Origin of the sequence: Acinetobacter sp. TR11 (genome assembly GCF_027105035.1) — a bacterium.
Lineage (GTDB): Bacteria > Pseudomonadota > Gammaproteobacteria > Pseudomonadales > Moraxellaceae > Acinetobacter.
The window spans coordinates 2,878,241-2,904,551 of record NZ_CP114256.1 but is presented as its reverse complement, the minus strand read 5'-3'; the positions used below and the strand labels follow the sequence as shown (position 1 = coordinate 2,904,551).

The 26,311-nt window shown below is 39.4% G+C and carries 26 protein-coding genes and 1 pseudogene; 16 read left to right on the top strand and 11 right to left on the bottom strand.

The window, feature by feature from the left end:
- Positions 1-94: 94 nt before the first annotated feature.
- The gene (locus O1450_RS14095; RefSeq protein WP_269228930.1) at positions 95-3,460 is read right to left on the bottom strand and encodes an Rne/Rng family ribonuclease; all 3,366 of its coding nucleotides are present in this window, start codon (positions 3,458-3,460) and stop codon (positions 95-97) included.
- A 380-nt stretch (positions 3,461-3,840) separates the two neighbouring features.
- On the opposite strand from O1450_RS14095, the gene O1450_RS14090 reads away from it, so the two are divergent.
- From O1450_RS14090 to O1450_RS14070, 5 genes are all read left to right on the top strand, one after another.
- Positions 3,841-4,188 carry a hypothetical protein gene (locus tag O1450_RS14090; RefSeq protein ID WP_050042107.1) on the top strand — a complete coding sequence of 116 codons (348 nt, stop codon included), beginning with the start codon at positions 3,841-3,843 and terminating at the stop codon, positions 4,186-4,188.
- 62 nt (positions 4,189-4,250) lie between these two features.
- Entirely contained in the window at positions 4,251-5,183 is a 933-nt protein-coding gene (locus tag O1450_RS14085) for an RluA family pseudouridine synthase (RefSeq protein WP_269228929.1), read from the top strand.
- Positions 5,180-5,854 (top strand): HAD-IA family hydrolase, encoded by a 675-nt coding sequence (locus O1450_RS14080; protein WP_269228928.1) that lies wholly within the window; start codon positions 5,180-5,182, stop codon positions 5,852-5,854. Before O1450_RS14085 ends, O1450_RS14080 begins: the two co-directional genes overlap by 4 nt.
- Before the next feature lie 77 nt (positions 5,855-5,931).
- Positions 5,932-6,630, top strand: coding sequence for a helix-turn-helix transcriptional regulator (locus O1450_RS14075; RefSeq protein ID WP_269228927.1), 699 nt, complete (start codon positions 5,932-5,934; stop codon positions 6,628-6,630).
- Positions 6,631-6,682: 52 nt separating this feature from the next.
- A complete protein-coding gene (locus O1450_RS14070; RefSeq protein WP_269228926.1) occupies positions 6,683-7,294 on the top strand; it encodes a glutathione S-transferase family protein in 612 nt (203 codons plus the stop codon).
- Positions 7,295-7,332: 38 nt separating this feature from the next.
- On the opposite strand, the gene O1450_RS14065 is transcribed toward O1450_RS14070, so the two are convergent.
- Positions 7,333-8,241, bottom strand: a complete 909-nt coding sequence (locus O1450_RS14065; protein ID WP_269228925.1) for a LysR substrate-binding domain-containing protein — start codon at positions 8,239-8,241, stop codon at positions 7,333-7,335.
- 381 nt (positions 8,242-8,622) lie between these two features.
- Here O1450_RS14065 and O1450_RS14060 point away from each other — a divergent pair, with 381 nt between their 5' ends.
- Positions 8,623-9,675 (top strand): MBL fold metallo-hydrolase, encoded by a 1,053-nt coding sequence (locus tag O1450_RS14060; protein WP_269228924.1) that lies wholly within the window; start codon positions 8,623-8,625, stop codon positions 9,673-9,675.
- Here O1450_RS14060 and O1450_RS14055 read toward each other — a convergent pair.
- From O1450_RS14055 to O1450_RS14045, 3 genes are all read right to left on the bottom strand, one after another.
- A complete protein-coding gene (locus O1450_RS14055) occupies positions 9,662-10,069 on the bottom strand; it encodes a DoxX-like family protein (protein WP_269228923.1) in 408 nt (135 codons plus the stop codon). The two genes, O1450_RS14060 and O1450_RS14055, sit on opposite strands and share 14 nt — an antisense overlap.
- The gene (locus tag O1450_RS14050; protein WP_269228922.1) at positions 10,066-10,506 is read right to left on the bottom strand and encodes a thiol-disulfide oxidoreductase DCC family protein; all 441 of its coding nucleotides are present in this window, start codon (positions 10,504-10,506) and stop codon (positions 10,066-10,068) included. Before O1450_RS14050 ends, O1450_RS14055 begins: the two co-directional genes overlap by 4 nt.
- Before the next feature lie 91 nt (positions 10,507-10,597).
- On the bottom strand, positions 10,598-12,118 hold the full coding sequence (locus O1450_RS14045; RefSeq protein ID WP_269228921.1) for a catalase: 1,521 nt from the start codon (positions 12,116-12,118) through the stop codon (positions 10,598-10,600).
- Between the two features lie 616 nt (positions 12,119-12,734).
- Between O1450_RS14045 and O1450_RS14040 the strand changes: the two genes are divergently transcribed.
- Complete coding sequence (locus O1450_RS14040; RefSeq protein WP_269228920.1) at positions 12,735-13,196, top strand: hypothetical protein; 462 nt, start codon at positions 12,735-12,737, stop codon at positions 13,194-13,196.
- 62 nt (positions 13,197-13,258) lie between these two features.
- Here O1450_RS14040 and ptsP read toward each other — a convergent pair whose 3' ends face one another.
- Positions 13,259-15,550, bottom strand: coding sequence for a phosphoenolpyruvate--protein phosphotransferase (gene ptsP / locus O1450_RS14035; protein ID WP_269228919.1), 2,292 nt, complete (start codon positions 15,548-15,550; stop codon positions 13,259-13,261).
- A gap of 98 nt (positions 15,551-15,648) precedes the next feature.
- A complete protein-coding gene (locus O1450_RS14030; RefSeq protein WP_269228918.1) occupies positions 15,649-16,119 on the bottom strand; it encodes an RNA pyrophosphohydrolase in 471 nt (156 codons plus the stop codon).
- 183 nt (positions 16,120-16,302) lie between these two features.
- On the opposite strand from O1450_RS14030, the gene O1450_RS14025 reads away from it, so the two are divergent.
- The 7 genes from O1450_RS14025 to O1450_RS13995 all read left to right on the top strand — a co-directional run bounded on the left by O1450_RS14025 (position 16,303) and on the right by O1450_RS13995 (position 21,552).
- Positions 16,303-16,962, top strand: coding sequence for an HAD family hydrolase (locus tag O1450_RS14025; protein ID WP_269228917.1), 660 nt, complete (start codon positions 16,303-16,305; stop codon positions 16,960-16,962).
- A gap of 66 nt (positions 16,963-17,028) precedes the next feature.
- Positions 17,029-17,271, top strand: coding sequence for a hypothetical protein (locus tag O1450_RS14020; protein WP_004916632.1), 243 nt, complete (start codon positions 17,029-17,031; stop codon positions 17,269-17,271).
- Between the two features lie 2 nt (positions 17,272-17,273).
- Positions 17,274-17,540, top strand: coding sequence for a hypothetical protein (locus O1450_RS14015; RefSeq protein ID WP_269228916.1), 267 nt, complete (start codon positions 17,274-17,276; stop codon positions 17,538-17,540).
- A gap of 64 nt (positions 17,541-17,604) precedes the next feature.
- Positions 17,605-19,038, top strand: a complete 1,434-nt coding sequence (locus tag O1450_RS14010; RefSeq protein WP_269228915.1) for a DUF2252 domain-containing protein — start codon at positions 17,605-17,607, stop codon at positions 19,036-19,038.
- 115 nt (positions 19,039-19,153) lie between these two features.
- Positions 19,154-19,955 (top strand): IS5 family transposase gene (locus tag O1450_RS14005; protein ID WP_269228195.1). Its coding sequence is split into 2 segments (ribosomal slippage): positions 19,154-19,417 and positions 19,419-19,955, totalling 801 coding nucleotides; the frame shifts between segments, so codons are not numbered across the junction.
- 11 nt (positions 19,956-19,966) lie between these two features.
- Positions 19,967-20,713 (top strand): sporulation protein, encoded by a 747-nt coding sequence (locus tag O1450_RS14000; RefSeq protein WP_018677365.1) that lies wholly within the window; start codon positions 19,967-19,969, stop codon positions 20,711-20,713.
- 77 nt (positions 20,714-20,790) lie between these two features.
- Complete coding sequence (locus O1450_RS13995) at positions 20,791-21,552, top strand: hypothetical protein (RefSeq protein ID WP_269228914.1); 762 nt, start codon at positions 20,791-20,793, stop codon at positions 21,550-21,552.
- A 16-nt stretch (positions 21,553-21,568) separates the two neighbouring features.
- Here O1450_RS13995 and O1450_RS13990 read toward each other — a convergent pair whose 3' ends face one another.
- From O1450_RS13990 to O1450_RS13975, 4 genes and pseudogenes are all read right to left on the bottom strand, one after another.
- On the bottom strand, positions 21,569-22,432 hold the full coding sequence (locus O1450_RS13990) for a LysR family transcriptional regulator (protein WP_269228913.1): 864 nt from the start codon (positions 22,430-22,432) through the stop codon (positions 21,569-21,571).
- 59 nt (positions 22,433-22,491) lie between these two features.
- Positions 22,492-22,698 carry a DUF2061 domain-containing protein gene (locus O1450_RS13985; RefSeq protein WP_018677362.1) on the bottom strand — a complete coding sequence of 69 codons (207 nt, stop codon included), beginning with the start codon at positions 22,696-22,698 and terminating at the stop codon, positions 22,492-22,494.
- A gap of 230 nt (positions 22,699-22,928) precedes the next feature.
- Positions 22,929-23,054 (bottom strand): annotated as a pseudogene (locus O1450_RS13980) (helix-turn-helix domain-containing protein); the annotation flags it as partial.
- A gap of 177 nt (positions 23,055-23,231) precedes the next feature.
- Entirely contained in the window at positions 23,232-23,897 is a 666-nt protein-coding gene (locus O1450_RS13975) for a hypothetical protein (protein WP_269228912.1), read from the bottom strand.
- 282 nt (positions 23,898-24,179) lie between these two features.
- On the opposite strand from O1450_RS13975, the gene leuC reads away from it, so the two are divergent.
- Positions 24,180-25,598, top strand: a complete 1,419-nt coding sequence (gene leuC / locus O1450_RS13970) for a 3-isopropylmalate dehydratase large subunit (protein WP_269228911.1) — start codon at positions 24,180-24,182, stop codon at positions 25,596-25,598.
- Positions 25,599-25,610: 12 nt separating this feature from the next.
- Positions 25,611-26,258 carry a 3-isopropylmalate dehydratase small subunit gene (gene leuD, locus O1450_RS13965; protein WP_269228910.1) on the top strand — a complete coding sequence of 216 codons (648 nt, stop codon included), beginning with the start codon at positions 25,611-25,613 and terminating at the stop codon, positions 26,256-26,258.
- Positions 26,259-26,311 lie beyond the last annotated feature (53 nt).

Below are 26,311 nucleotides of genomic sequence, written 5' to 3'. Positions count from 1 at the left end.
GTTCCTAGAGCAATCAACCTAATCTGACAAAATAACAAAAAAGCCTAGTCATCGAAATGACTAGGCTTTGCCTTATTGAGTGCAATTTAGCAAATTATTCATTGCCAGTTGTGCTCTTTTTAGGTGGTCTTCCACGAGGGCGACGAGGGCGGCTAGATTTTTCCTTTTCTGCCTTCGCTGCTTCATCCTCTAGTTCTGCTTCAGTTGGCTCAGCTTTTTCAACCGCTTGAACAGTTTCAGTCGTTTCAGAAACCGTTTCAGCTACAATTTCAACTTCAGCTGTTTCAGTCGATGTTACTGGCTCAGAAACTTCAACTGGTGCGGCTTCTGCTGGCGTAACATCAGTGCTGTCTAGTTCTAGTGGTTGTTGCGCTGGTGTGGTCGCTACTGTTTCATCTGCAATAATATGAACGACTGTTTCTGGCACTTCTTCTTTCGATTCAGTACTTTCAACAGGTGCAGCAGTCGTATTTGCAGCGATATGAGCTTCCTTAGCTTGTTCAGCTGCAAGTTTAGCCAAGCGACGACGTTCGCGAGGATCATTTGCAACACGAGTAGCAGGTGCTTCTGGTGGAGTTAGTGCCAATACAGGTGCAGGTTCAACTTCTTCAGTTTGCTTTTGAGTTGGAAGTTCAGCATCACGGGTTACGGGACGTTTTTCTTCAGTAACAGCTTCAACCACTAAAGTGTTTGCATATTGCTCAGCAAACTTCTGTAATGCACGATTAAATGTTGTCACTAAGCCGAATTGCTCAGTCAAAATAGTACAGTCTTCACCATATATATGACGAATCAGGCTACTCATCGTGTACTGAGCTAACGTTGGAATTTGTGACGGTACAACTTTAGGCACAATGTTTTTAGGCGATGATTGCGAATCACGATGACGACGACGTGAACGTGGATCATTGCTAGCACGTTTTACAGGTGCTGGAGCAGCTTCAGTTGATGTCACTTCTTCAACTTCTGTAGCCACTTGTTCTGTTTGAACAGGTTCAAGGACTTCAGCTTGCTCTACAGCAACAGGTGCTGTTTCAGTTTTTGTAACTGGATTAGCCTGTTGTTGGTTTAATGCAACAATTTCACTCTGACCTTGATCAATATTTACGATCAATGCTGTGTTCATTGGTTCTGCGCGAGGTGCATCAATCACATCAACTTTAATTTGTTGAGGATTCGCTACAGTTTCAGGTGTAACCGCAGCAGTTTCATTTAAAACACTTTGGTCACGATGACGGTTTGGTCGATTTGGACGCTGTTGGTTATTGCGATCACGACGTGGTAACGCGTTTGTATCATTACCATGTACAGCATCATGATGTTGCTGTTGGTTTTGATGTTCTTGTGGTTGTTGGCGTTTTTGCTGACGCTTTAACTCACGTTGCTCTTGGCGTGATGGTTGCTCTTGACGAGAAGAAGCTTGAACATTTTCTTCCTGCACTTGATTTTGTTGCTCATGTGCATGTGAATGATGTTCACGTTGTTCTTTATGCTTACGTTTCTTCGGATTTTGCGATTGATTTGGGCGATGAGATTTCTCATCCTTCTCAAATGATTCACGTGCTTCTTGTTTCACTGGTGATTGTGAAATATAAGCATTATTTGCAACGGGTGCGACTGCTTCAGTCGTTGTAACAGGTTTGACCTGACCAAATTGACCACGGCTTACCGCACCGTTATTAATCATTTGTTCAATTGATGCTGCTGCATTTTGTGCTGAACGTGATTGATCAGTGGTTTGCGCTTGCTTTTGAACAAATAAATTTTCTAACCAAGCACAAGGACTAGCTGACTTTTGTGCAACTGCTTGTTGTGTTTGTTTAGGTTGAGCTGCTTGCTGTTGTGCAGCTTTCTTTTGCTGCGCTGCGGCATTGTTTTGTGCAGGTGCAGCATGCGTGTGCTCTGCTTCTTCTAAATGCCAGTCAGAAGACTCATAGCCGAGTTCTTTTTCGCTTGAACGTGTTGCTTCGGTACGTTCATAGCTTGATGGTGCAAAGCCATCAGGATTGTACTGGATTTGATAATGTGGGGTTTCTAAGTGCGGGTGAGGCAATATGGTCACACGAACATTTGATGTTTGCTCAAGATATACCAGACTGTGACGCTTTTCATTTAATAAGAATGCTGCGATTTCAACTGGAACTTCAACTTGAACTTCACCTTGACGCTCGCGCAAAGCAATTTCTTCCACTTTACGCATGATTGAAAGTGACAGCGAACGTAAGTCGCGTACCATACCTGTGCCATGACAGCGTGGGCAGACATAACCTGTTGCTTCTTCCAAAGAAGGACGTAAACGTTGACGACTCATTTCCATGAGTCCAAAACGTGACAGTTGACCGAACTGAATACGCGCGCGATCACTTTGTGTCGCTTCACGTAGTTTCGCTTCAACCATACGTTGGTTGCGGTCTTTGGTCATGTCAATGAAGTCGATGACCACTAAACCACCGATATCACGTAAACGAAGTTGGCGTGCGATTTCTTCTGCTGCTTCTAAATTGGTATTTAGAGCCGTTTCTTCGACATCATGACCACGTGTTGATTTCGCCGAGTTAATATCGATTGAAACCAATGCTTCGGTTTGGTCAATCACGATTGAACCACCAGACGGAAGTTTAACTTCACGTTCATAAGCGGTTTGGATTTGGCTTTCAATGCCGAAATGAGCAAATAAAGGCTCATTCAAGGTATAAGTTTTTAACTTATCAAGTTGACGTGGCATCACTGCTTTTACGAAGTTATACGCTTCGTTGTAGGCTTGTTCACTATCAATCAGGATTTCAGCCACGTCATCACGTAAATAATCACGGATCGCACGTGTCACCACACCTGCTTCTTGGTGAACTAACATTGGTGATGGGCCAGAACCTGCTGAACCTTGGATTTGAGCCCAAAGGTCAAGTAAATGTTGCAAATCAAGTTGCAATTCTTCTTGTGTACGACCAATACCCGCAGTACGAACAATGACGCTCATACCACGAGGTACATTTAAAGAAGATAGAATTTCTTTAAGTTCTTCGCGCACAGAGCCTGAAATCTGACGGCTAATACCGCCACCTTTCGGGTTGTTTGGCATAAGTACTAAATAACGGCCTGCAAGAGAAATAAAAGTCGAAAGCGCAGCACCTTTATTGCCGCGTTCTTCTTTTTCAACTTGAACCAATAATTCTGTGCCTTCAGTGATGAGTTCACGAATATTTGAAGTTTGACGAGGATCTGCTTTGAAATACGAGTTTGCAATTTCTCGCATAGATAAAAAGCCTTGACGCTGTGCGCCGTACTCAACGAAAACTGCTTCTAAAGAAGGTTCAACGCGAGTGACATGACCTTTATAAATATTTGATTTTTTTTGTTCACGAGTACGATTTTCTAAATCGAAATCGTAAAGACGATTACCAGTAATCAGTGCAACGCGAACTTCTTCGGCGTGGGTTGCATTAATCAACATACGTTTCATGGGTGTGACACCTAATAGTGATGCACACAAACAACCAGCCCGATACTTTTGAGCAAACATCAAATTGGCGCGATCAAGATTCAGAAGCAGCTTTGTACATGATGCTCTGAAACCACTGACTGTAAATATTCAGTTTGTGCTTTGATACGTTTATTTCGATGTCAGCAATAGTGCCTTAATCTTCAGTCTAATGATATTTCATCCATGTTTTGCATCTGTGAAATATCGTTAGACCCAGCATAATCAAAGTTCCTAGACGCTTCACTGGCGGGTGAGCGGTGCATTGGATGGTGACTTTCACTGTCATTAAGCATTGAAGTCGATCCATCTGGAAGTCTCGTGATACGGAATGATCATCGTATCTCTGCTTAGCAGTTCCAATGCATCAACGCTTTAGCCTGAATGCGACATCAGGGAGCAAATTGTCTGATGTGGATCAGTTTACGTTTAATAACCAACAAATTTGTTGGCAACATATTTTTTCTGAACAAACTGTATGTGCTGATGCACAATTAAACGCAACAGTTTGCCATTTTGCCGATATAATAAGCCTTCGGCGTCGGCATAATTCTTTAGGACCTATCCGAGTTGTTGGTGAATATCTCGTCGATTTAAAATTTTATCTAAATAAAATTTCTGATCTGATGCTCACTTACGGTGGTATCCGTGCGCTGAATATATCAAACCTTGCGGCATCTGCCTATGGGCTAAGTTTAGGTTTCTTGTGAAATAACTTAGCTAAATGATCAATTTTTAATCATATTTAGCAAATCTTGGATTAATCGAGCGTATGAATTCTACACAACAATGGCAAAGTGTCACTTGGTTTGACGTGGATGAGCATCAAGACGGGCAGCGAATAGATAATTTTTTATTTACCCGATTAAAAGGTGTACCGAAGAGTCGAATCTACCGTTTGATTCGTGAAGGACAAGTACGTGTAAACAAAAAAAGAATAAAAGCGGAAACACGTTTGAATATTGGCGATCAGATTCGTGTCGCACCAATTCGTTATGAACAAAAGGATGAAAGCGCGGCACCAGTGAGTGATGGCGTGGCGCAAAGCCTGCTTAGTCGTGTGGTTTACGAAGATGAAGGCTTATTGGTCGTGAATAAACCGTCTGGTATTGCCGTCCATGGTGGCAGTGGTGTGGCATATGGTTTAATCGAAGCCTTGCGTGCTGCGACAGGTAAAAAATATTTGGAACTGATCCATCGTATTGACCGAGATACTTCGGGCTTGGTTATGATCAGTAAGAAACGTAGTACCTTAAAACTGCTTCAGGATTTACTACGCGAGCATAAAATTCAAAAAACGTATGCGGCGATTGTCAAAGGACAAGTCAGTTTGGATCAGCAATTGATTGATGCGCCCTTATTGCGTTATGAGCTTGCCAATGGTGAACGTCGTGTCCGTGTGACCAAAGACGGTAAGCCGAGTAAGACTGACTGGAAAGTGGTTGAACGTTTTAAGACAGCGACTTTGGTGCATGCGTCACCGCTTTCGGGACGTACCCATCAAATCCGTGTACATGGTTTAAGTATTGGTCATCCTTTAGTTGGTGATGATAAATATGGACACAATACAGACTATAAAGGTCCTGAAGCACGTCGTTTATGCCTACATGCCATGCGCTTAGAAATACCAAACTATCCAGTGATTGAAGCGCCAATGCCAGAAGATATGCAACAAGTGATCAATGAATTGAGAAAGCAGAAATGAGTCAAAATATCGAATTGGTGATTTTTGATTGGGATGGCACTTTATTCGATTCGGTTGGACAAATCGTGGCGAGTTTGCAATATGCGGCGCAGCAGTTTGAGCAGCCTTTAACGAATGAAGCTGCAAAAAGTATCATTGGCTTAGGTTTACCTGAAGTGATGCAAATCTTATTTCCGCAGGTTCCAGATTTGCAGCAAGATATTTTGCAATGCTATGCAGATCATTATGTTGCAAACTCAAAAGGCGATGCATGGTTTAGTGGTGTGGCAGAGTTGTTGGCTGACTTAAAACAACAAGGGATCAAGCTTGCAGTTGCGACGGGTAAAAGTCGTAAAGGTTTAGATCGTGTATTAAGTCAAACCAATAGTCATCAGATTTTTGATATTACCCGTGCAGCTAGTGAGACCAAATCTAAACCTGATCCATTGATGTTGCAGGAGATTCTTGCTGAGTTGGATGTAGCCGTTGAATGCGCCATTATGGTGGGGGATACCAGTTACGATTTAGAGATGGCTCGAAATCTGAATATGCCACGTATTGGCGTCAGCTATGGGGTGCATAGTATTGAAACTTTGCAACAATACCAGCCTTTAACGATTGCTCATAATGTGCAGGATTTACATGCTTATTTGCAAAGTATATTGGAACGCGCAGTGATTACTGAAAGTTAAGCGATTCACATTATTTGCAAAGATAAGATGGTGAGAAAGCTGATTTTCTCATCATCAATAATAACAATAGGGATAGCATGAGTCGTTCTATTCGATTACTGAATTTATTACAACTCCTTCGACAATATCGTTATCCAGTCACCGCACAAGTTTTGGCTGAGCGTTTGCAGATTAGTCAGCGTAGCGTTTATCGTGATATAGACACTTTGCGTGAACAAGGCGTTCAAATTGATGCAGCGGCAGGATTGGGGTTTCAGCTTAAAGAAGATTTTTTGCTTCCTCCAATGACCTTGAATGAAAATGAAATTGAAGCCATGTTTTTAGCCCTATATTGGCTCAAAAGTATTCCTGACCAAGCTTTGAATGAAGCATCAATTTCAGTGTTAGCAAAATTAAATGCGGTATTACCTGAACATCGGCAAAGTTTATTACAGCAAACCACATTAAGAGCCTTTAACGTATGGCTACCTGTCAATCAAATATTGGTTGAGCAAGTCAGAGTATCGATTCGATCTCAAGTTAAAATTTTCTTTGATTATGTTGATGAACAGCAACGTACCAGTGCGAGAACCGTTTGGCCGTTTGCACTTGGGTATTTTAATGACAAGATTGTGCTCGCTGCTTGGTGTGAATTACGCAATGATTTTCGAAATTTTCGACTTGATCGTATGCAAAGTTTAAATTTAAGCCAAGAGCTCTATCCACAATTCAAACAACAACTTTTTCAACAATGGTGGACTCAGGAAGTATGCCGTTCGACTACTGACAAAAACTGACAATGTGAACGATTAAATTTTAATAACACCAATAAACAAGGAAATATGAAAAATGACACTTAAATTTTATACAAATACTCAGTCTCGCGGTATGGTTGTTGATTGGTTGCTCATTGAGCTGGGGGTTGCCTGTGAGCGAATAGAAGTGGCTTACCAGACAGAAATGAAGGCACCAGAATATTTAAAAATAAACCCTTTTGGAAAAGTTCCTGTTCTAGTCGATGGAAATATAGTGATTTATGAGCTTGGAGCAGTGTGTGCATATTTGACAGATAAGTTCGCGGATAAGGGCTTAGCACCAGCACTCAATGATCCTAAGCGAGGGTTGTACTATCGTTGGCTTATGTTTATTTCTGGACCTTGGGAAGCAGCATCGACCAACAAAATGTTGGGTGTAGAGATAAAATCTGATCAGAAAATGTTTGTGGGCTATGGTGATTATGAAGAAGCTTATCATGCCTTTATTCAGGGCTTAAATGAGGCTGATCCATATTTATGTGGGCAACAATTTACCACAGCAGATGTGATGGTTGCAGCAATGTTATTTTGGCAGTTGAAAATTGGTCAAATACAGACTCATCCCGTAATAGAACAATATTTAGAAAATGTAAAACAGCGTGAAAGTTATCAAAAATTTGTAGCGTTTTTTAGTGAACCAGCCTAAGTAGACAAACTAAAAGCCGATTTAAATCGGCTTTTTTCTTAGCTTGCATAAAGTGCTAACTGTTCTAGTTCGAAAACTTGTCTAATTTCTTCCAAAAATTGTTCTGCTGCTTGGCTTGGTGAGGTTCGATGGAAACTCATAAATACATCGAGACTCGGCAGAGGGTAGTTTAATGAGCGAACAACGATTTGATCCGTCGCAAGTGCTTGCATATAAGAAGGTAAAATCGCGCAACTCAAACCACTATGTACTGCTTGAATACATTCAGCGATCGTGTTGGTTTCGTTGACCGATTTAAATTTAATTCGATGCTGATCGCTGTATTTCAGAATCGTTTGAGCCAATGGTTGAGAAATTTTATGTGATAGAATGGTCAGTTCCAATCCATTCAGTTGTTCAATATTTAATGCATTAAACTCCACTAAAGGATGCTGTTTCGGCAAGATAAAAATTAACGGTTCTTTCAAAACCAATTGACTGGCAAAATATTCATTTTGAAAGTCTTGATTAATAAAAATAATGTCTAAATCACCTTTTTTTAATTCTGCGATTTGATCACTTTCTTTTAAGTTTAATGTGTTGATTTGCAGTTTAGGGGTTTTTATACGTAACCTAGGGAAAATGTAGGGAAAAATTCTAATTTCAGCAGAAGGTACAAATCCGATTCTTAGGCATTGTACTTTTGCTGCCGCAACTTGTCGCGCCATAGTAATGGCTTTGTCCGCTTGAGTTAAGGTTAAGCGTGCTTGTTCTAAAAAAACCAGACCTTCCTCAGTCAATTCAACTTTACGTTTGGTGCGATAAAATAATTGAACACCAATATCATCCTCTAAGTCTTTGATTTGTTGGCTTAAAGAGGGTTGAGCTGTATGTAACTTTAGTGCAGCCTTGCTGAAACTAAGCTCTTCTGCAACCGTAATGAAGTAGCGTAAATGACGTAATTCCATTAGACTGATCCAAATATGTCTTACTATTATTGTAAAGTATGGGTGTTAGAAAGTACTTCTCGATGTCCATTATATAATAGCTGTTTTTGTAAACAATATACTTTATCTTAAAATATAAAAAATGTATTAGAAAAATAAAAAAACTATATAAGCTAAATAGTGGAAAAGTTTGATATGTACCCTAAAATTGTATTGACTCGACTAGATAAAATCAGCATAACTAACAAGCTTATGTTAGGATCAAGTTCGATTGTTGAGAGGTGGTTAAACCCTCTAAAAAAATCATACAATTAGATTGATTTTAAAAGTTAGAGTAAGACTGCTCATTATCCCAATTCTATCGGAATTTTGTGCGATTTAATTCCAGCAAAGAAGAAGTACATGAAAGATAAGCCGACATTAACCTATCAATTGCCGACCAAATCTTGCTTGAGCCATACTTGGGGAAAACCTCCATTTCCGCATGAGTCTTCTGACCATTGTGGCATTGATCGCTTTTATAACTTGGAAAAACCGCTCACGCCTTTTGATCGTAAGGGTTTATTTAAATGGCTAGCGACACGAAAATCTTATACTTGGAATGTTGATCGTGCGCATGAAGCTAATTTGCGTAATCAAATGCTTGAGTTACCACAAAATAGACCACACGCAGATTTAAATAATTGGCAGATTTGGTTTGTAGGACATGCAACGGTTCTGATCCAAATAGGCCCTTACAACTTCTTAACCGATCCTGTTTGGTGTGACTATGTTAGTCCAAAGCAAGGTCAAGGCCCACAACGAGTTTGCCCGGCAGGGATCGCTTTAGAAAAGCTTCCAACGATTCATGCAGTATTATTAAGCCATAATCATTATGACCACATGGACTTGGCTACGTTGGAGTGGCTGCATCAGAAATTTAAAATGCCGATTTATACGGGTTTAGGTAATGGTTACTACTTAGCAAAACATTTACATGTGATTGAAATGGATTGGTGGCAAGAAATTCCTTTTCATGACGAAATCAAGATAGCCTATACCCCAGCACAACATGCTTCTGGACGTGGAGCACGGGATCAAAATAGAGCTTTGTGGGGTGGTTTTTCGCTTCTAGCAAAGACAGGACATTGCTTCTTTGCGGGTGATACAGGTTACGCAGGGCATTTCAAAAAAATTCATGAACGCTATGGTGATGCACGTATTGCATTATTACCCATAGGTGCTTATGAGCCACGAAAGTTAATGCGATATGTGCATATGAATCCACAAGATGCTTTTCACGCTCATTTAGATTTACATGCGCATCGTTCATTGGCCATTCATTTTCGTACTTTCCAACTTACTGATGAAGACCGCAATGCTCCTGAACATGAGTTACAACAAGCAATGAAATCCTCATCTAAATTAGTCAATCCATTTTATTGTATTCGTGAAGGACATTTCATTCGGGCTTAGTGTGAGTCTTTGCGTTGAGACACCAGATTGAAATCAGCGAAAGACTCCCTAATGCAATATTCATCACGACGGGATTAAATGCTTGGTAAATTTGATTTGGGTAAATGAATAGAATAAAAATAAATAACCCAACTAAACTCAAAATACTGAGCCAGTGCAAATATTGATGTCTTATAAACAGAAAGAGAATACCAAAAATGATCTCGCTAATCCCTGAAAGCGAGACTAACCATGGTATATACACATCAGGAATATGTAATTGTTGCCAAACGTATTGTTCACCCTCTACCTGAAAAATTAATTTAGGAATTAAACCTTGATAAATCCAAAGAAAGGCAATAATCAGCTGACAGAATTTTAAAATCTGTGCAATTGTAAGTTCAGCATTTCTCATCTTAAAACATCATCCAATAAGAAATGCTGTTTATCACTCGCTTGAATCACATAACAATCTTCAGTCTTACCAAAAAGTTGATAACGATTAAGGGCAATGCGTCGATAAGTAAAGTCACGTACAAATTTTGGAACAAACTTGCCATATCGTAATGTGTTGTAAGGAAAATCAAGGGATTCCATCACACGTAAGAAAGCTGTTGATTCAGTGAATAATTGTCCCTTCTCAAGTAAGAGCATGGTTTCAAAATGGTCAGTTGGGAAATGATACTTTTTTAAGATTTGTTGCCCCAAGTCTGATTGCACAGAAACCAGTTTGAATTGATAACGTGGATCATGCTTGATCATAAAATTTGCCCATGCTGAGCAAAGAACACACACGCCATCGAACAAGATAATATTATGGTTTTGAATCAGTTGATCTAATTGTTTTGACATGATTATTTTTCTTAAGAAATTGACTAAATTGTTACCCAAGTTCATAAAAAAAGCCATCTGAAGATGGCTTTTTATTTGGATCTTTTAGGGTTTAAAGAAAGCTTGGTAAGTGACGAGCAGGGTCAGTCTCACGGGCAGTTTGCGCATCAGCAACAGTCATACCGAGTGCTTTTGCAACACCTTCGCCATAAGCAGGGTGGCAAGCATAGCAATTGCGGATATGACGATACTTGATAAAGTCCAACGCGTCGCCCATCGCGCGTGCTGTATTGCCAAATAAGGCATCTTGCTGTTCAGGAGTCATTAACTCGAACAAGGCACGAGGTTGACTGAAGTAGTCATTATCATCTTCACGATAATCCCAGAAGTCTGCATCGCCATTGATTTTCAATGGTGGTTCTTTGTACTGCGGCTGTTCTTGCCATTGGCCGAAGCTGTTGGGTTCATAATGTGGTAAACCACCATAGTTGGCATCAATGCGACCTTGACCATCGCGGTGATTACTGTGAACAGGGCAGCGAGCAGCATTCACTGGAATTTGTTGATAGTTCACACCTAAACGGTAACGTTGCGCATCCGCATAGTTAAATAGACGTGCCTGTAACATACGGTCAGGTGAAACGCTAATACCTGGCACTAAGTTACTTGGTGCAAAAGCCGACTGTTCAACATCTAGGAAGAAGTTTTCAGAGTTGCGATTGAGTTCAAACTCACCAACTTCAATCAGTGGATAGTCGCCATGAGGCCAAACTTTAGTTAAATCGAATGGATGATATGGAACTTTCTCAGCATCTTGTTCTGGCATGACTTGTACGAAAAGCGTCCATTTTGGATAGTCTTGACGTTCGATGGCATCGAATAAATCGCGTTGATGGCTTTCACGGTCTTGACCCACCAATTCACCAGCTTCTGCATCAGTTAGGTTTTTAATTCCTTGTTGCGTTCTAAAGTGGAATTTCACCCAGAAACGTTCATTGGCTGCATTAATGAAGCTATAGGTATGACTACTAAAACCATGCATATGTCGGTAGCTAGCAGGGATACCGCGATCTGACATTACAATCGTGACTTGATGCAGTGCTTCTGGCAATAAAGTCCAGAAATCCCAGTTATTGGTGGCACTACGAAGGTTGGTTTTTGGGTCGCGTTTTACTGCTTTGTTGAGATCTGGGAATTTGCGTGGATCACGTAAGAAAAATACAGGGGTATTATTACCCACCATATCCCAGTTACCTTCTTCAGTATAAAATTTTAAGGCAAAACCACGGATATCTCGTTCAGCATCTGCTGCGCCACGTTCACCTGCAACCGTGGTAAAACGAGCAAACATTTCTGTTTTTTTGCCAATTTCGCTAAAGATTTTAGCGCGAGTATATTGAGTAATATCATGGGTAACTGTAAATGTACCGAAGGCACCAGAACCTTTAGCGTGCATACGACGCTCAGGAATCACTTCACGGACAAAGTTGGCAAGTTTTTCATTTAGCCATAAATCTTGGGCTAATAAAGGACCCCGAGCACCTGCTGTCATACTATTCTGATTATCCACCACGGGTGCGCCAAAATCAGTGGTTAAGTGGCTATAAGGACATTTTTTATCGTCTTGGCTCATGTTCTATCTCCATCAAGATGACCTGTGAGTTGGGTCATCCGAACTGTTTGACCGTTCAAAGATATGAATGTTTAACCGTATCAGCTACAAAATGGGTATCAAAAATGAAGATGCCTAAATTGATTTTTAATGATGAGGTTTACATCCTTTGTATTTTTACTCTAGGTTGATGAAAGTTTTTTTTCCAATGGATTAAAGTTGATGTCATAAATGCTTTATCCGATTGAAGCTGTTTAAAGCTTAAAGATCAACTGAGTTTTTGTAGATATGAAATTTGTTAAGAATAGATAAAAGATAATGGAAAAATAAAGACTTACTGGATTGCTAGGTTTTAACTAGAAGTAGGAAAAAAGCTGACATTCAGAAACAAGCTTTGATTAATTTCTTTCATTCAGAGACATCTTTGCCATGTTGGAGTTATGTAAAATCACCTAAAAATAGTCATTTGAGAATGCGTTTGTTTAATCTTTTTTGACGTGAATGAGCGGATTTAATACCTGTTTTTATATTCAATTTTGGTATCTAAAAACATAAACTCGGTTGGAGATATGTAAAACCCCATGATATTAAAATTTGCTATGTTATTTTGAGCTTAATTTTGCAGAGATTAAAACAAATGAAGAAATTAGTGCTCGGTTTAGGGCTATCTTTAACCGTCTTAGCAGGATGTACATCTATTATGCCGCAGTCAGATCAAACTAAAGCGGATGCAGCTCAATCACTCAGTGTTGAATTTGTGGGACAAGGTACTTATAACGTTGTGCAACAACAAGGTACGGTTCGTTTATATGCGGTTGAAAACCGTATGGCAGATGTTCCAGCGACCTTAATCACACAAAAGAAAATACAAGTATCTCAGGTGCCTTTTACAGTTGATTTGAATATTCCTGCAAATCATCGTCAAACTATTCAGCCATCAGTTCGAGATAATACAGAATTGAATTACTATATTACATGGGAACCTGATGTTAAAAATTTAACTGGTAAAGATCTGATTGCAATTGATTATGATCGTAAATTCCCAGCGGTTAGCCTGAATAAAACCAAACAACAGATCTTTTTACGACAGAATCAATAAATACTGAAAATAAAAAAGCGATCAACTGAGTAATGATCGCTTTTTTATTTTCTACAATCATGTTAACTGACTAAACGATTTGATTTGACCATATCTGCAAGGCCATGAGTTTTAAAGTAGTGTTCAAGCCAACTTTTGATGACCAGAGGGTTATTCATGTGTAAAACATCATCTAAGAGTTGTTTTGCATCACTCATTGGGACATGACAAATCGCTTTACGAACTCTTAATATATTGCTAGAACTCATGGAAAGTGTATTGAAACCCATCGCCATCAGTAAAATGGCAGATAATGGATCTCCTGCCATTTCACCACAGACACTGACTGGTTTTTGATAAATATGGCAATCTTCTACCAAACGGTTTAAAGCACGTAATACAGACGGATGAAAGTGCGAATATACGTTAGCAACATGAGGATTGTTACGATCAACAGCCAATAAATATTGGGTTAAGTCATTTGAGCCAACTGAAAAGAAGTCGACTAGCTCCGCAAACTCACCAATTTGTAAAAGTACACTCGGTACTTCAACCATGATCCCAATTTTAGGCTTAGTGATTTTGACTTGTTCTTCTTCTTGTACAGCTAACCAGTCTCGTTCCAATAGATACAAGACTTCCTCAACTTCACTGACACTTGTCACCATCGGTAACAAAATATGCAAATTATTCAAACCAATACTGGCTTTTAGCATCGCACGAATCTGCGCTGAGAAAATTTCAGGATGATCCAGAGTAAAGCGAAGACCACGCCAACCTAATGCCGAGTTTTCCTCTTCAATACTAAAATAAGGCAAATCTTTATCTGCACCGATATCGAGAGTTCGCATAATCACGGGCTTATTGGCAAAATGGCTCAACTGCTGACGATAGATGGCACGTTGTTCTTCTTCACCTGGGAAGCGTTCGCGTAGCATAAATGGAATTTCACTACGATATAAACCGACACCTTTTGCACCACGTTGCACCCCACGAACCACATCAATCATCAAACCTGTATTGACGAACAACGGAATAGAAACACCATCAGGTGTAATTGCATCCTTGGTTTCGTATTGCTTTAAATCTTTTGCGATTTGTTCTTCTTCTTTCTGGACTTCTTTATAACGTTGACGCAAACGACGTGGTGGATTAACAAAGATACGCCCTTGATAAGCATCGACAATCATTTCAATGTCATCAAGCGTGGTGATGGGTAACTCAGTCACACCGACAACAGTTGGAATACCTAACGCACGTGCAACGATCACCATATGTGAATTCGCTGCACCTTCAGAAGTCACAATCGCAGCGATTTTATCAACAGGAAGTTCAACTAAAGCCGCCGTGCTAATTTCCTCACCAATTAAAATACTGTCTGGGCTAAGTTCACGGTGGCTCGAATCATTTTCTTGTAAGCAGGCTAAAATACGGCGACCGAGGTCTTTGAGATCAGAGACGCGTTCACGTAAGTAATCATCTTCCATTTGTGCAAAAAGTGCTACATGCTTATCAATGACTTTACGAACCGCACCTTGTGCCCAACTACCTGCACGAATATGATCTTTGATTTCACTTGGCAATACATTTTCATCTAACATTCGTAAAAATACGCTAAATAATGCGCGTTCTTCTGACATCAATGAATCTTGCATTTTCTCATCTAGAGATTGGATATCTAAACGTACTGCTGCAATCGCTTGATCTAATAGGTCAAGTTCATCACTGATATCTTCAGCCTCACGATCAGGAATTGCAGCAAGATCGGCTGGGGGATAGAGCACGATGGCACGACCTAATGCAATCCCTCCAGCACCTGAAACCCCTTGGAATGTTTTGTAAGATGAACCACTGGTCGGTTTGCGGAAAACATCAATATTTCCGACCGCATGCGCATGGGCAATTACCCCTGAGAGTTGCGCACATAAGGTGACCAAAAATGATTCAGCCGCCTCACTAAAGTCTTGAGACTCTTTATTTTGAACAACTAAAACGCCCATCACTTTACGGCGATACATCACGGGTACGCCAAGAAATGAGTTAAATAGCTCTTCACCTGTTTCGGGCAAATAAGCAAAGCGTTCATGCTTAGGTGCGTTATCTAGGTTTACAATTTCTTCACGTTTACCGACTAAACCGACGAGGCCTTCACCAACACTCAAAGAAACGTGTCCAACAGCTTCAGGTTTTAAACCCTTTGAAGCCATGAGCACATAGCGTTTGTTTCGTTCATCCAATAAATAAATGGAGCATACATCTACATGCATCGCTTCAGCTACATGATTGACCATAATGTCCAAAGAATCATGCAAACTGACGGACGCATTAATTTCTTGCACAATGCGTCTAAGCGTGTCGAGTTGCATGTTTGACATGGATGTTTACTCCAATTTATAAATCGTTATCGGTCTAGTTATAACAGCTCTATAATCAAAAATCATTGCTTAAAGTGATGATTTGTTGACGATTAACGCTACGGTAATTGTAAACACAACTCCATCATGGCTCTGCGGTAAACATCTCTTTTGAAGTTCACTACTTGACCTAATGGATACCAGTAACTCACCCATTGCCATTCATCGAACTCGGGTGGGTCTGATAGATTTAACTGAATATGATGCGGCGATGCCGTTAATTTCAGTAAAAACCACTTTTGCTTTTGTCCAATACATACCGGATCAGAATCTGACCGAATGTACCGATGTGGCAAACGATAACGCAGCCAACTTTTAGTCTGCGCTACTATTTGGACGTGTTCGGGCAATAAACCGACTTCTTCTCTCAGTTCACGATAAAGTGCCTGTTCAGGGGTTTCTCCAAACTGGATCCCTCCTTGTGGAAATTGCCAAGCATTGTGACCAATGCGTTTTGCCCATAAAACTTGTCCGTCATCGTTTGCCAAAATGATCCCGACGTTGGGTCGGAAACCTTCTGAGTCGATCATTTGGCTACCTAAATTTTCTCTATATCGTTGACTTTGATCTCGGGGACAGTCACTCTTCACGTCCAACTCGAAAAAGGTCAAAGTAAAATGTTTAAAATTGCTATGATCTTAACGAATTTTTAGTCACTTACGGAAATAGATTTACGTTTTTTTTCTTTAATTTGCATTTAAATGAGCATTTATATGAAATTGGCTTTGTTTGATTTAGATCACACCCTGTTAAATACCGATTCTGACCACTCATGGGGTGAGTTTTTAGTGAATGAAGGTTTGGTTGATCCAGTTCATCATCGTCAAATGAATGATAAATTCTACGAGGACTATAAGGCAGGGCAGCTTGACCCGATTGCCTATAACGAATTTGTCTTTGAATTTTTGACCAAGCATGACAATACTTATTTAACTGAACTACATCAGTTGTTTATGCAAAAAGTGATTCGTCCCCAAATGCGCCCAAAAGGATTTGATGCAATCAAGAAGCATCAAGATTTAGGTCATGCGATTGTTGGGATTACTGCAACCAGTGATTTTATTACTGCACCGATTTTTCGTGAATTTGGGATTACAGAAATTATTGCCACCAATGCCGAAGTTCTTGATGGGAAGTATACGGGTAAGGTGACAGGTTTACCTTGTTATCAGAAAGGTAAGCTTGCTCGTTTAGATCAATGGTTACAGGGAAGAGCAGTTGATGAGTCTTGGGCGTATTCAGATTCGATTAATGATCGTTTCTTGCTTGAGTATGCAACCCATGCGATTGCGGTGAATCCAGACGATCGTTTAGAAAAATTAGCGCAAGAACAGAGTTGGGATATTCAAGACTGGTCGATCGTATCCGTATAATCTTTACTTTGCTCACATAGTACTTATGATGTTAGAAGAATAGGTATTATGTGAATCGGAAATATCGTGAATAATAAGAATTCAGAGCGTAGACGATATCGCCGCTCAGATTGGGGTGAACAGTTCCTTAGCCAAGGTTTTGATGCTTTGATTAGTGAATTGTTATTCTACTTGATTATCCTTTTATTTGGGGGGGCAATAGGTGGCATTATTTTTGCCTGCATAACGTTTGGATTTGGCGCATTATTTTTGGTTTTACCTTTTGTGATGCTGCTTTATTATGTTGTTAGGAAATTTGTGAAAAAATAAAAATGAATGATCATCCACAGAAGAACGAACCTAGCAAACAGCCAACATGTAGGCAGGTTTGCACAGCATTTTTTGGTGAATTGGTGGGACAACTTATCCTATTCGGCGCTTTTTTTCTCATCACCAATGTCTATTTTGCTTATGTTGTATTTGGTTTTGGCGCATTATTTTTGATTTTACCTTTTGCAATGCTGATTTATTATGCAGCAAAAAAGTATGTGCAAAAACAAAAGGCGCATGATAAAAATTATGAATTGAGTGAAAAATAAAAATTATTTATCTGATCCATTCAATTTATTGTTATAACACTACTGAATTTATGTCGGGGGTGTTATGAAAAAACAACAACTTAAACTGCCAAAACAACTATGGACAGAAGAGAGCATTGATCTTACCAGACACAGCTATCAAGGTAAGCTACTCACCAAAAGTGAAGGTTTTAAATTAGGCAAAACACAACGCAAAAAAATTCCGCGTGAGCAATTATCACAATTGTCAGAACGACCAAAAGATACAACGGCTTTAATGATTTATGATTGGAGCAATCAAGGGCGTTTAGAGCAGCTTAAGCCGATTCGTGCCAAGCGTATGAGTGTTTCACCCTTTACGTTCTATCGTGGTATGCCTTCTTTAATGTTGTTTGATCAAGCTTGGGAACAGCATAACTCAGGATTATTTCAACAGATCTGTGGGGATTGTCATTTAAGTAATTTTGGCGGTTTTGCTAGCCCTGAACGTAATCTGTTATTTGGAATTAATGATTTTGACGAAACTTTAGTTGCGCCATTTGAGTGGGATTTAAAACGTTTAGCGACCAGTTTTGTGATTGCAGCACGTGATATTGATCTTGCTGATAAAGTGGGTTTAAAAGCCATTAAAACCATGCTGAATAGTTATCGCCAACATCTACTGCAAAATACTGAATTATCACCGCTACAAGTTTGGTATGACAAGGTCGATGCCACGACATTACTAGAGAATACGGAATGCCGAAAGCTCAGAAAGAAAAGAGAGAAGCATCTTGATTCAGCACAAAAGAGAAATGCACATTCGGTTTTGCCAAAGTTAACTGAAAAAAATGAGGATACAGGTTTTAGGCATTTTATTGATGACAAACCACTTTTATGGCACCCTCAGACAAATGAACCTTTTGCCCACAATCTTGATCAATTCTTTTCATGTTATCGAGATTCATTGAAATTTGATCGACAAGTTTTACTTGATCGTTATCAACGTACAGACGTTGCACTCAAAGTGGTTGGGGTGGGGAGTGTTGGAACACGATCGGCGATTGCTTTATTTCAGGATGCAGATCGAGAGCCTTTGATCTTGCAAATGAAAGAAGCTAATCCTTCAATCTTGAGTCCTTTATTCCTTGAAAAAGTGAAACATGAAGGTGAGCGTGTCATACATGGTCAGCAGTTGATGCAAGCGGCAAGCGACATTTTCCTCGGTTTTTCTACCTTAGAAAAACATTTCCATGTGCGTCAGCTCCGTGATATGAAAATCTCAGTTGATTTAGCGGATATGGATGATGACTATTTTTATGAATATGCTGAAAGTTGTGGCTTAGCTTTAGCGCATGCGCATGCAAAAGCAGGAAATGCTGATGTTTTGATGGGTTATCTCGGTGAGGGAAGCACCATTGTAGAAGTCTTACAACAGTATGCAACACAATATGCAGAGCGCAATTTGAATGATTATCAGCAATTTATGAACGAGATAGCAGATGGCAAGCTTCAAATCGCTGGGGATGAAGCACTTTAAAAATAAGTAGCCAGTTATAGATTTATCGAAATAATTTAAAAGGTTTAAGAACCTATCCAATATTAATTTCATTCTTTTTTGGCAATTGGAAAAATAATTTGTTAAATTCTCCCCCATGAGAAAACCATATCCCAGCGACATTAGTCGAGAAGCCTTTAAAGAAATTGAACCGTTACTATTGAGCGGAAGAAAACAAACGCGTCCAAGAGTCGTTGATGTCTATGAAGTGTTTTGCGCCTTGCTCTATATTCTAAAAAGTGGATGTCAATGGAGTATGCTTCCTCGAGACTTTCCACCTAAAAGCACTGTGCATTATTACTTCTCGATTTGGAATAGAAAACCATCAGAAACTGAACCTAGCATACTTGAGCAGGCTTTAAAAAAATGTGGTTGGCGAGGCCCGTATCAACAATGGACGGAAAGAACAAACGAGCTTTATCATCATTGATTCACAAAGTGTAAAAAACACAGATACCGCACGTAATAAAGGCTATGACGCTGGTAAAAGAGTTTCAGGGATTAAAAGACATATCATTGTTGATACTCAAGGTCTGCCTCATGGAATATTTATTACGACAGCAGATAAAACAGATCGTCAAGGTGCATTAGATGCCATAACTTTACATAGAGACACCTTACAAAATGTAGAGGTTGTACTTGTTGATGGTGGTTATACAGGCGAACCCTTTTCTTTGGCTGTTAATGATTTAATCAGAGCGCGAGTTGAAGTTGCTAAACGAAGTGAATTACATAAATTTGCAGTCATACCACAACGCTGGGTTGTGGAAAGATCATTTGCTTGGTTAGAAAAATGTAGAAGGCTTTGGAAAAACTGTGAAAAGCACCTAAATACGAGCCTTCAGTTCATTAATTTAGCCTTTTTAAGGCTACTTTTGCATAGAAAATATTCTGGATAGGTTCTAAGAAGATGTTTAATAAAATTATGTCAGGTTTGGGTGTGCAAGGTGTGACTGTGGAAACACGTTTGCATAATCCAACTTTACAAGCGGGTGGAACATTAGAAGGGGAAATTAGTTTTAAAGGCGGCTCATCTGATAAAGAAATCAATAGTTTGTATTTACAATTGATGACCATCGCCGAAGTTGAGTCAGGAGATCATGAATTTAATCAGCCTTTGATCTTGGATCAGTGGTTAATCAGTTCAAATTTTTTATTAGCTGCACATCAATCCCATCATATTCCATTTACGATGCAGTTACCTGAGGAGACGCCGATAACAGAGGTATCTTGTCGCCGTAATGGGACTCGCGTTTGGATCAATACACATATGGATGTTGATTGGGGACTAGATGCAACTGATCGTGATTATTTAAGCGTGTTACCAACACCAACCATGCAAGTGTTTTTACAAGCAATGCAACAATGTGGTTTTGTCTTATCGAGTGTCGATGTAGAAAAAGGACAACTCACGGCACGTAATTTTCGATCAACCATTGGTTGCTACCAAGAATTAGAGTTTGTTTCTTCACATCTTTTTAGTGGCTTTAATGAGGTTGAAGTGTCATTTGTTGCAGAAGCACATCAAACGCATGTGATGTTAGAAGTGGATCGAACCTTGCGTTCAGATCAGCTATTGACAATGACACTTCCAAATCAGCAATTAGATGTGGATCAAGTGACGCAACAAATTCGCCGTTTGTTAAAAATAGGATAATCTATATCATCGATGCCTCCCATCTTGGGAGGTTTTAATGTCATATAACTGTCATCTTTTGTTCTTAAGATGACAGTATGAAAATAAAAACAAATCAGGAAGAACAGACTTCCAATATGCTTGATGCATTACTCAAATTAAAACGCCAGCAACCTACGATCAAAACACGCTGGATCATGTTACCCATCTTAGTCTTATTGGTCATGTATAGCTGGCAACAGCAATTTTTTACGGCTTGGGTGTTAATTCCATTCATTTGGACCGTGATTGTTGTGAATCAGGCGCTGATTGCTCGAACGAGACGAGACAAATTAGAGAGGATTGAGCAACTCAAAATTGATCCGATGTTTTGGAATAAATTAAAACAACAGTATCCCGGACTGAGCTTAAAACAACGTCGACTGATTGAACTTGGATTTAAAGATTACTTAGCATTACATGTGATGCAAAAACAAGCCTATGCCATGCCATCACATGCAGTCGATGCTTTATGGCATGTGATGTTGCAATATCCGATCCAATATCAGCAATTATGTGAGCAAACCATAGGTCGAACGTTGAATCATAGCCCTTATGACGGAACAACGAGACCAGAAGAACAAACAAAGCAATTATTTGAAGCTTGGAAATATAGCTGTATGTTACATGGATATAATCCAAGCAATACAATGCAATTGCCACGACTATTTACGGTTGATCAGGTGTTGGGTTGGGAAAATGGACAATCGTTTGAACTGGCGCAAATGACCAAAGATTTTGCAAAATATATGCAAGATCAATCATCATCTTCATCCAGTTGTGGCAGTAGCTGTAGCAGTTGTGGCGGAGGCGGTGATTAACTTAGCTTTAGCTAGCCTAGCCAAGTTGCATCATATGAATTAATTCTTCCGCCGCTTTAGATTGAATCCGTGCAGGATGCCACACCATACCCAGTTGGCGTTGCATATCGAGATTCAGATCAAGTTGTTTTAAATCTTGATTCACCAATGTTTTAGGTAATACCGACCAACCTAAGCCAATAGAAACTAACATCCTGATTGATTCTAAAGGATTGTTGCTCATGCTGATTTTAGGTTTTAAGCCTTTCTTTTCAAATTCAGCCAATGTGATCTGACTGGTATAGGTATGTGCGGCGGGTAAGAGGCTTGGATAAGCGATTAAATCTTCTAATGTGAGTTGTGTTTGTTGAGCCAATGGATGAAAGGGTGATGCGACAAAAACCAAAGGGTCATTCCATATTGTCAAATAGTTGAGGCGATCATCTCCAACTGGCGGCAAAGTTAAAAATGCCAATTCGAGTTCACCTGCTAAAACTAGTTCATGGGCTTGCTCTGAATCAACGAAATGCACATCTAACCTGACTTGTGGAAAACATTGCACAAAGTTCTTCAATGGTTCTGCCAAATGATGTAGTCCAATATGATGGCTCGTCCCAATTTTTAAACGACCCTGTACCTGATTCTGCTCATGGCTGAGAGTATGGTGAATTTCGCCCAGTTCATTGAGCCATGTTCTCACTTTCGGTAATAAAGAATGTGCTGCATGGGTCGGTTGAATACCGCGTCCTGCGGATTCAAATAGTTTTACTCCAAAATATTCTTCAAGCGTATGAATTCGTTTGGTAACCGCAGGTTGAGTAATAAAAAGTTGTTCAGCTGCTAAAGAAATTGAACTGGTTTCCATGACTTTGACAAATGCTTCAAAAGCAGCGAGATTCATATTGATTTATCCAAGAGCATTCTAAAATTTAAGGTAAGTCGTTATTGAGTGAGATTCAACTAAAAACGATTCCAAATCTTTTCATGGAAGAAAAAAGCAAATGCCTGTACGGTCGGTTCAAGTAAGCTCAAGGTTGCAGACATGAGCAAGTTTCCTGTAATGGCATAGGCGACCAACATGGCAACACTAATATGGAGAATATAGTAACTCAAGGTTTTCTTTAACGTTCGTTGATTGTTGAGTACAAATTGCTGGATGTTTGACATGATGCTCACCAAATAAATTTTATTTATATAAATAATAATCATTATCATTTAAAAAGTAAAAAGGAAATTTCGATTTATGATGATTGGATTTATAAATAACGAGATGAGTCACTAAATACTTATGGTGAAAGATTAGATCTTTCATTTGAAGTGGGAGAGTGGATAAGCTGAATTTCACCTTGTTTATTCTGTTAAACTTTACCTATTAGGCAATAGAGAGTGGATTACGTGCCTAGACTTGCAGATTCAAATAATTTTGCACCAAAGTATGCTTCTAAACTATGAATACGTTTAGTAACCGTAAACTGGGGAATAAACAGTTTTTCTGTTGTAATGGAGATCAAACCTGTTTCCATGACTTTTACGAATGCATCAAGAGAGGTAATATTTATAAATACCCATATTTAGCAATTCCTTGTTGAGTCGTCTTATAAAAAATGAATATGGAAAACCATTTATATTAAGGAAAATTTAATTCTACTTGTAACAGGCTAACCCAAACGCGTGTTTTGGGTTAGTTTTAATATGAAATTTTAGATTGAGCTTAAAGCATTTGTTTTAAACTCGCTGATACATTCATCTGCATGTGATTTAAGTGCAGCTTTTAATACAGCAGCATTATTTGCAATTAACTGGTCATAAGATGGTGAATTTTTTTTGTCATCTTGGTTTTTTGAACAACTGCTCTCAGCAAGGACTTTTTGACTTTTGGTATCAATTAGTCTTAGTTTTGCAGCGTATAAAACTCGATAGTTATTCCAATCTGAAGTGTAGTAAATAGACTGCCAGTAGGTTGTTTGAACATCTAATAAAATATCTGCACCTTTGTATTGTTCAGCAAGTGTTTTAACATTATTCGTATTCGTCATAGATGTGCTTGTTGTGATATGCGTTATTCCTAGCTGATTCTCTAGTGTTTTTGCTAGTTCATTGGCGATATAGATCGCAGGATCTTCTACTTGATTTTCATTAATGATCTTATTGCCACTAGATATCTGAGCAGCTACTCCAAGAAGACCAAACTGTACATTTAATGCCGTAGTTGCTAAGAAATATGGTTTCTCTCGTTTAGAGATAATCACGGATGTGGGATTTGATGCTTTTACAGCATTTATATTAAGTTTTTGAGTTTGGGTGCTTGCACATCCAGTCGATAGGGCTACAAATATAAGAAAAGATGGGAGTATAAGTTTTTGCATTGATTTTGTATCCTGAAAGCGTAAGTTGTTTTATAAATTTCTGAAGGATTATACAAAGTTAGTTATTTCGGGGTTAACTATTTTTATGAGTTATTATAGATGCATGTGCATTTTATCTAATGGTTGATCTATATAAAGCACATTAAAATTTATCAATAAAATCATTCCAAAAAGTTTGATAACTAATAAAAATGATAAATTAGATTTATGTGAAAGCATTGCTATAATAAATTTAAGATTTAGTTACCCAGTCCTATGACAAGCACGTTGGAGAGCGACGACATGGCAGGCAAGACATTATATGACAAATTGTGGGATGACCATTTAGTTAAGCAACGTGATGATGGTTCAAGCTTGATTTATATTGATCGTCATTTATTACATGAAGTGACTAGTCCTCAAGCATTTGAAGGCTTACAACTTGCTGATCGTCAGCCATGGCGTTTAAGTGCCAATGTCGCAACACCTGACCATAACGTTCCAACCTCGAAAAAAGAGCGTGAACAAGGCATTGCAGGGATCGAAGATGATACGTCTCGTATCCAAGTTCAAACTTTAGATGATAACTGTAAGACCTTTAATATCGTTGAATTTGGTATTAATGATATTCGTCAAGGTATCGCCCACGTGGTAGGCCCAGAGCAAGGTTTAACTTTGCCGGGTATGACCGTGGTATGTGGCGATTCACACACTGCGACACATGGTGCTTTTGGTTGTTTAGCGCATGGTATTGGAACTTCTGAGGTTGAGCATGTGTTGGCAACTCAGTGTTTAGTACAGAAAAAATCAAAAAACATGTTGGTTCGTGTTGATGGCGTGTTAGGCAATGGCGTGACATCGAAAGATGTGGTGTTGGCGATTATTGGCAAGATTGGAACAGCTGGTGGTACAGGCTATGCCATCGAGTTTGGCGGTCAAGTGTTCCGTGATATGTCGATTGAAGGTCGTATGACCGTATGTAACATGGCAATCGAAGCGGGTGCTCGCGTAGGTATGGTTGCTGTTGATGACAAAACCATTGCTTATGTGAAAGATCGTAACTATGCACCGAAAGGTGAGCAGTGGGATCAAGCCGTAGAATACTGGAATACCTTACATTCAGACGAAGATGCAGTATTTGATGCGGTTGTCGTATTGAATGGCGCTGAGATTGAGCCACAAGTTTCTTGGGGAACGTCTCCAGAAATGGTGATCCCTGTTTCGCAAGCAGTACCGACTTTAGAACAAGCAAAAGATGATGTTCAGCGTAATGACTGGACTCGTGCTTATCAATATATGGGTTTAACTGCTGGTCAAGCGTTGTCTGATATTCAATTAGATCGTGTATTTATTGGTTCATGTACCAATTCTCGTATTGAAGATATTCGTGCTGCGGCAGATGTCGTGAAAGGGCGTAAAGTTGCATCTAGTATTAAACAGGCGATGATTGTCCCGGGTTCAGGTTTGGTGAAGCAACAAGCAGAACAAGAAGGCTTGGATCAAATTTTCTTAGACGCTGGTTTTGAATGGCGTGAGCCGGGTTGTTCGATGTGCTTAGCAATGAACGCTGATAAATTACAACCAGGCGAACATTGTGCATCTACTTCGAATCGTAATTTTGAAGGTCGTCAGGGTAACGGTGGTCGTACACATTTAGTGAGCCCAGCAATGGCTGCAGCGGCTGCAATAGCAGGTCATTTTGTTGATGTACGTACATTCTAAAGGAGCAAAATCATGAAAAAATACACTGTAGAACAAGGTATTGTTGCACCTTTAGATCGTGCAAATGTTGATACTGATTTAATTATTCCAAAACAGTTTTTGAAGTCAATTAAACGTACAGGTTTTGGCGATAACTTATTTGATGAATTGCGTTATTTAGATGAAGGCTATTTAGGGCAAGATATTAGCAAACGTCCAATTAACCGTGAATTTGTGTTGAATAAACCGCGTTATCAAGGTTCAACGATTTTATTGGCACGCACGAACTTTGGTTGTGGTTCAAGCCGTGAGCATGCACCTTGGGCTTTGAATGAGTATGGTTTCCGTACCGTGATTGCTCCAAGCTTTGCAGATATTTTCTTTAATAACTGCTTTAAAAATGGCATGTTGCCTGTGATCTTATCTGAAGAGATCGTGGATCAGTTATTCAAAGAATGTGCTGAAGACGGCTATCAGCTTACGATTGATTTAGAAGCACAAGAAGTACGCACGCCAACAGGTGAAGCATTTAAATTTGAAATTGATCCATTCCGTAAGCACTGCTTATTAAATGGTTTGGATGATATTGGCTTAACTTTGCAAGTGGCAGATGATATTCGCGCTTTTGAAGCCAAGGCAAAACAAATACGTCCTTGGGTGTTTCAAGAGATAGAAGCTTAAGTTTTATTTATATTTCATCAATATAAACATAGTTTAATGTTTTAGTACATTTT

Bases quoted from the DNA above. Each gene is read 5' to 3' on its own strand.
- O1450_RS14065 (WP_269228925.1), bottom strand. From the start codon at position 8,241: ATGGAATTACGTCATTTACGCTACTTCATTACGGTTGCAGAAGAGCTT.
- O1450_RS14010 (WP_269228915.1), top strand. From the start codon at position 17,605: ATGAAAAAACAACAACTTAAACTGCCAAAACAACTATGGACAGAAGAG.
- O1450_RS14015 (WP_269228916.1), top strand. From the start codon at position 17,274: ATGAATGATCATCCACAGAAGAACGAACCTAGCAAACAGCCAACATGT.
- O1450_RS14050 (WP_269228922.1), bottom strand. From the start codon at position 10,506: ATGTCAAAACAATTAGATCAACTGATTCAAAACCATAATATTATCTTG.
- O1450_RS14085 (WP_269228929.1), top strand. From the start codon at position 4,251: ATGAATTCTACACAACAATGGCAAAGTGTCACTTGGTTTGACGTGGAT.
- O1450_RS14040 (WP_269228920.1), top strand. From the start codon at position 12,735: ATGAAGAAATTAGTGCTCGGTTTAGGGCTATCTTTAACCGTCTTAGCA.
- O1450_RS13975 (WP_269228912.1), bottom strand. From the start codon at position 23,897: ATGCAAAAACTTATACTCCCATCTTTTCTTATATTTGTAGCCCTATCG.
- O1450_RS14075 (WP_269228927.1), top strand. From the start codon at position 5,932: ATGAGTCGTTCTATTCGATTACTGAATTTATTACAACTCCTTCGACAA.
- O1450_RS13990 (WP_269228913.1), bottom strand. From the start codon at position 22,432: ATGAATCTCGCTGCTTTTGAAGCATTTGTCAAAGTCATGGAAACCAGT.
- O1450_RS14000 (WP_018677365.1), top strand. From the start codon at position 19,967: ATGTTTAATAAAATTATGTCAGGTTTGGGTGTGCAAGGTGTGACTGTG.
- O1450_RS14070 (WP_269228926.1), top strand. From the start codon at position 6,683: ATGACACTTAAATTTTATACAAATACTCAGTCTCGCGGTATGGTTGTT.
- O1450_RS14080 (WP_269228928.1), top strand. From the start codon at position 5,180: ATGAGTCAAAATATCGAATTGGTGATTTTTGATTGGGATGGCACTTTA.
- leuC (WP_269228911.1), top strand. From the start codon at position 24,180: ATGGCAGGCAAGACATTATATGACAAATTGTGGGATGACCATTTAGTT.
- O1450_RS14060 (WP_269228924.1), top strand. From the start codon at position 8,623: ATGAAAGATAAGCCGACATTAACCTATCAATTGCCGACCAAATCTTGC.
- O1450_RS13985 (WP_018677362.1), bottom strand. From the start codon at position 22,698: ATGTCAAACATCCAGCAATTTGTACTCAACAATCAACGAACGTTAAAG.
- O1450_RS14055 (WP_269228923.1), bottom strand. From the start codon at position 10,069: ATGAGAAATGCTGAACTTACAATTGCACAGATTTTAAAATTCTGTCAG.
- leuD (WP_269228910.1), top strand. From the start codon at position 25,611: ATGAAAAAATACACTGTAGAACAAGGTATTGTTGCACCTTTAGATCGT.
- O1450_RS14025 (WP_269228917.1), top strand. From the start codon at position 16,303: ATGAAATTGGCTTTGTTTGATTTAGATCACACCCTGTTAAATACCGAT.
- O1450_RS14045 (WP_269228921.1), bottom strand. From the start codon at position 12,118: ATGAGCCAAGACGATAAAAAATGTCCTTATAGCCACTTAACCACTGAT.
- O1450_RS14030 (WP_269228918.1), bottom strand. From the start codon at position 16,119: ATGATCGACTCAGAAGGTTTCCGACCCAACGTCGGGATCATTTTGGCA.
- O1450_RS14095 (WP_269228930.1), bottom strand. From the start codon at position 3,460: ATGAAACGTATGTTGATTAATGCAACCCACGCCGAAGAAGTTCGCGTT.
- ptsP (WP_269228919.1), bottom strand. From the start codon at position 15,550: ATGTCAAACATGCAACTCGACACGCTTAGACGCATTGTGCAAGAAATT.
- O1450_RS14090 (WP_050042107.1), top strand. From the start codon at position 3,841: ATGCATCAACGCTTTAGCCTGAATGCGACATCAGGGAGCAAATTGTCT.
- O1450_RS13995 (WP_269228914.1), top strand. From the start codon at position 20,791: ATGAAAATAAAAACAAATCAGGAAGAACAGACTTCCAATATGCTTGAT.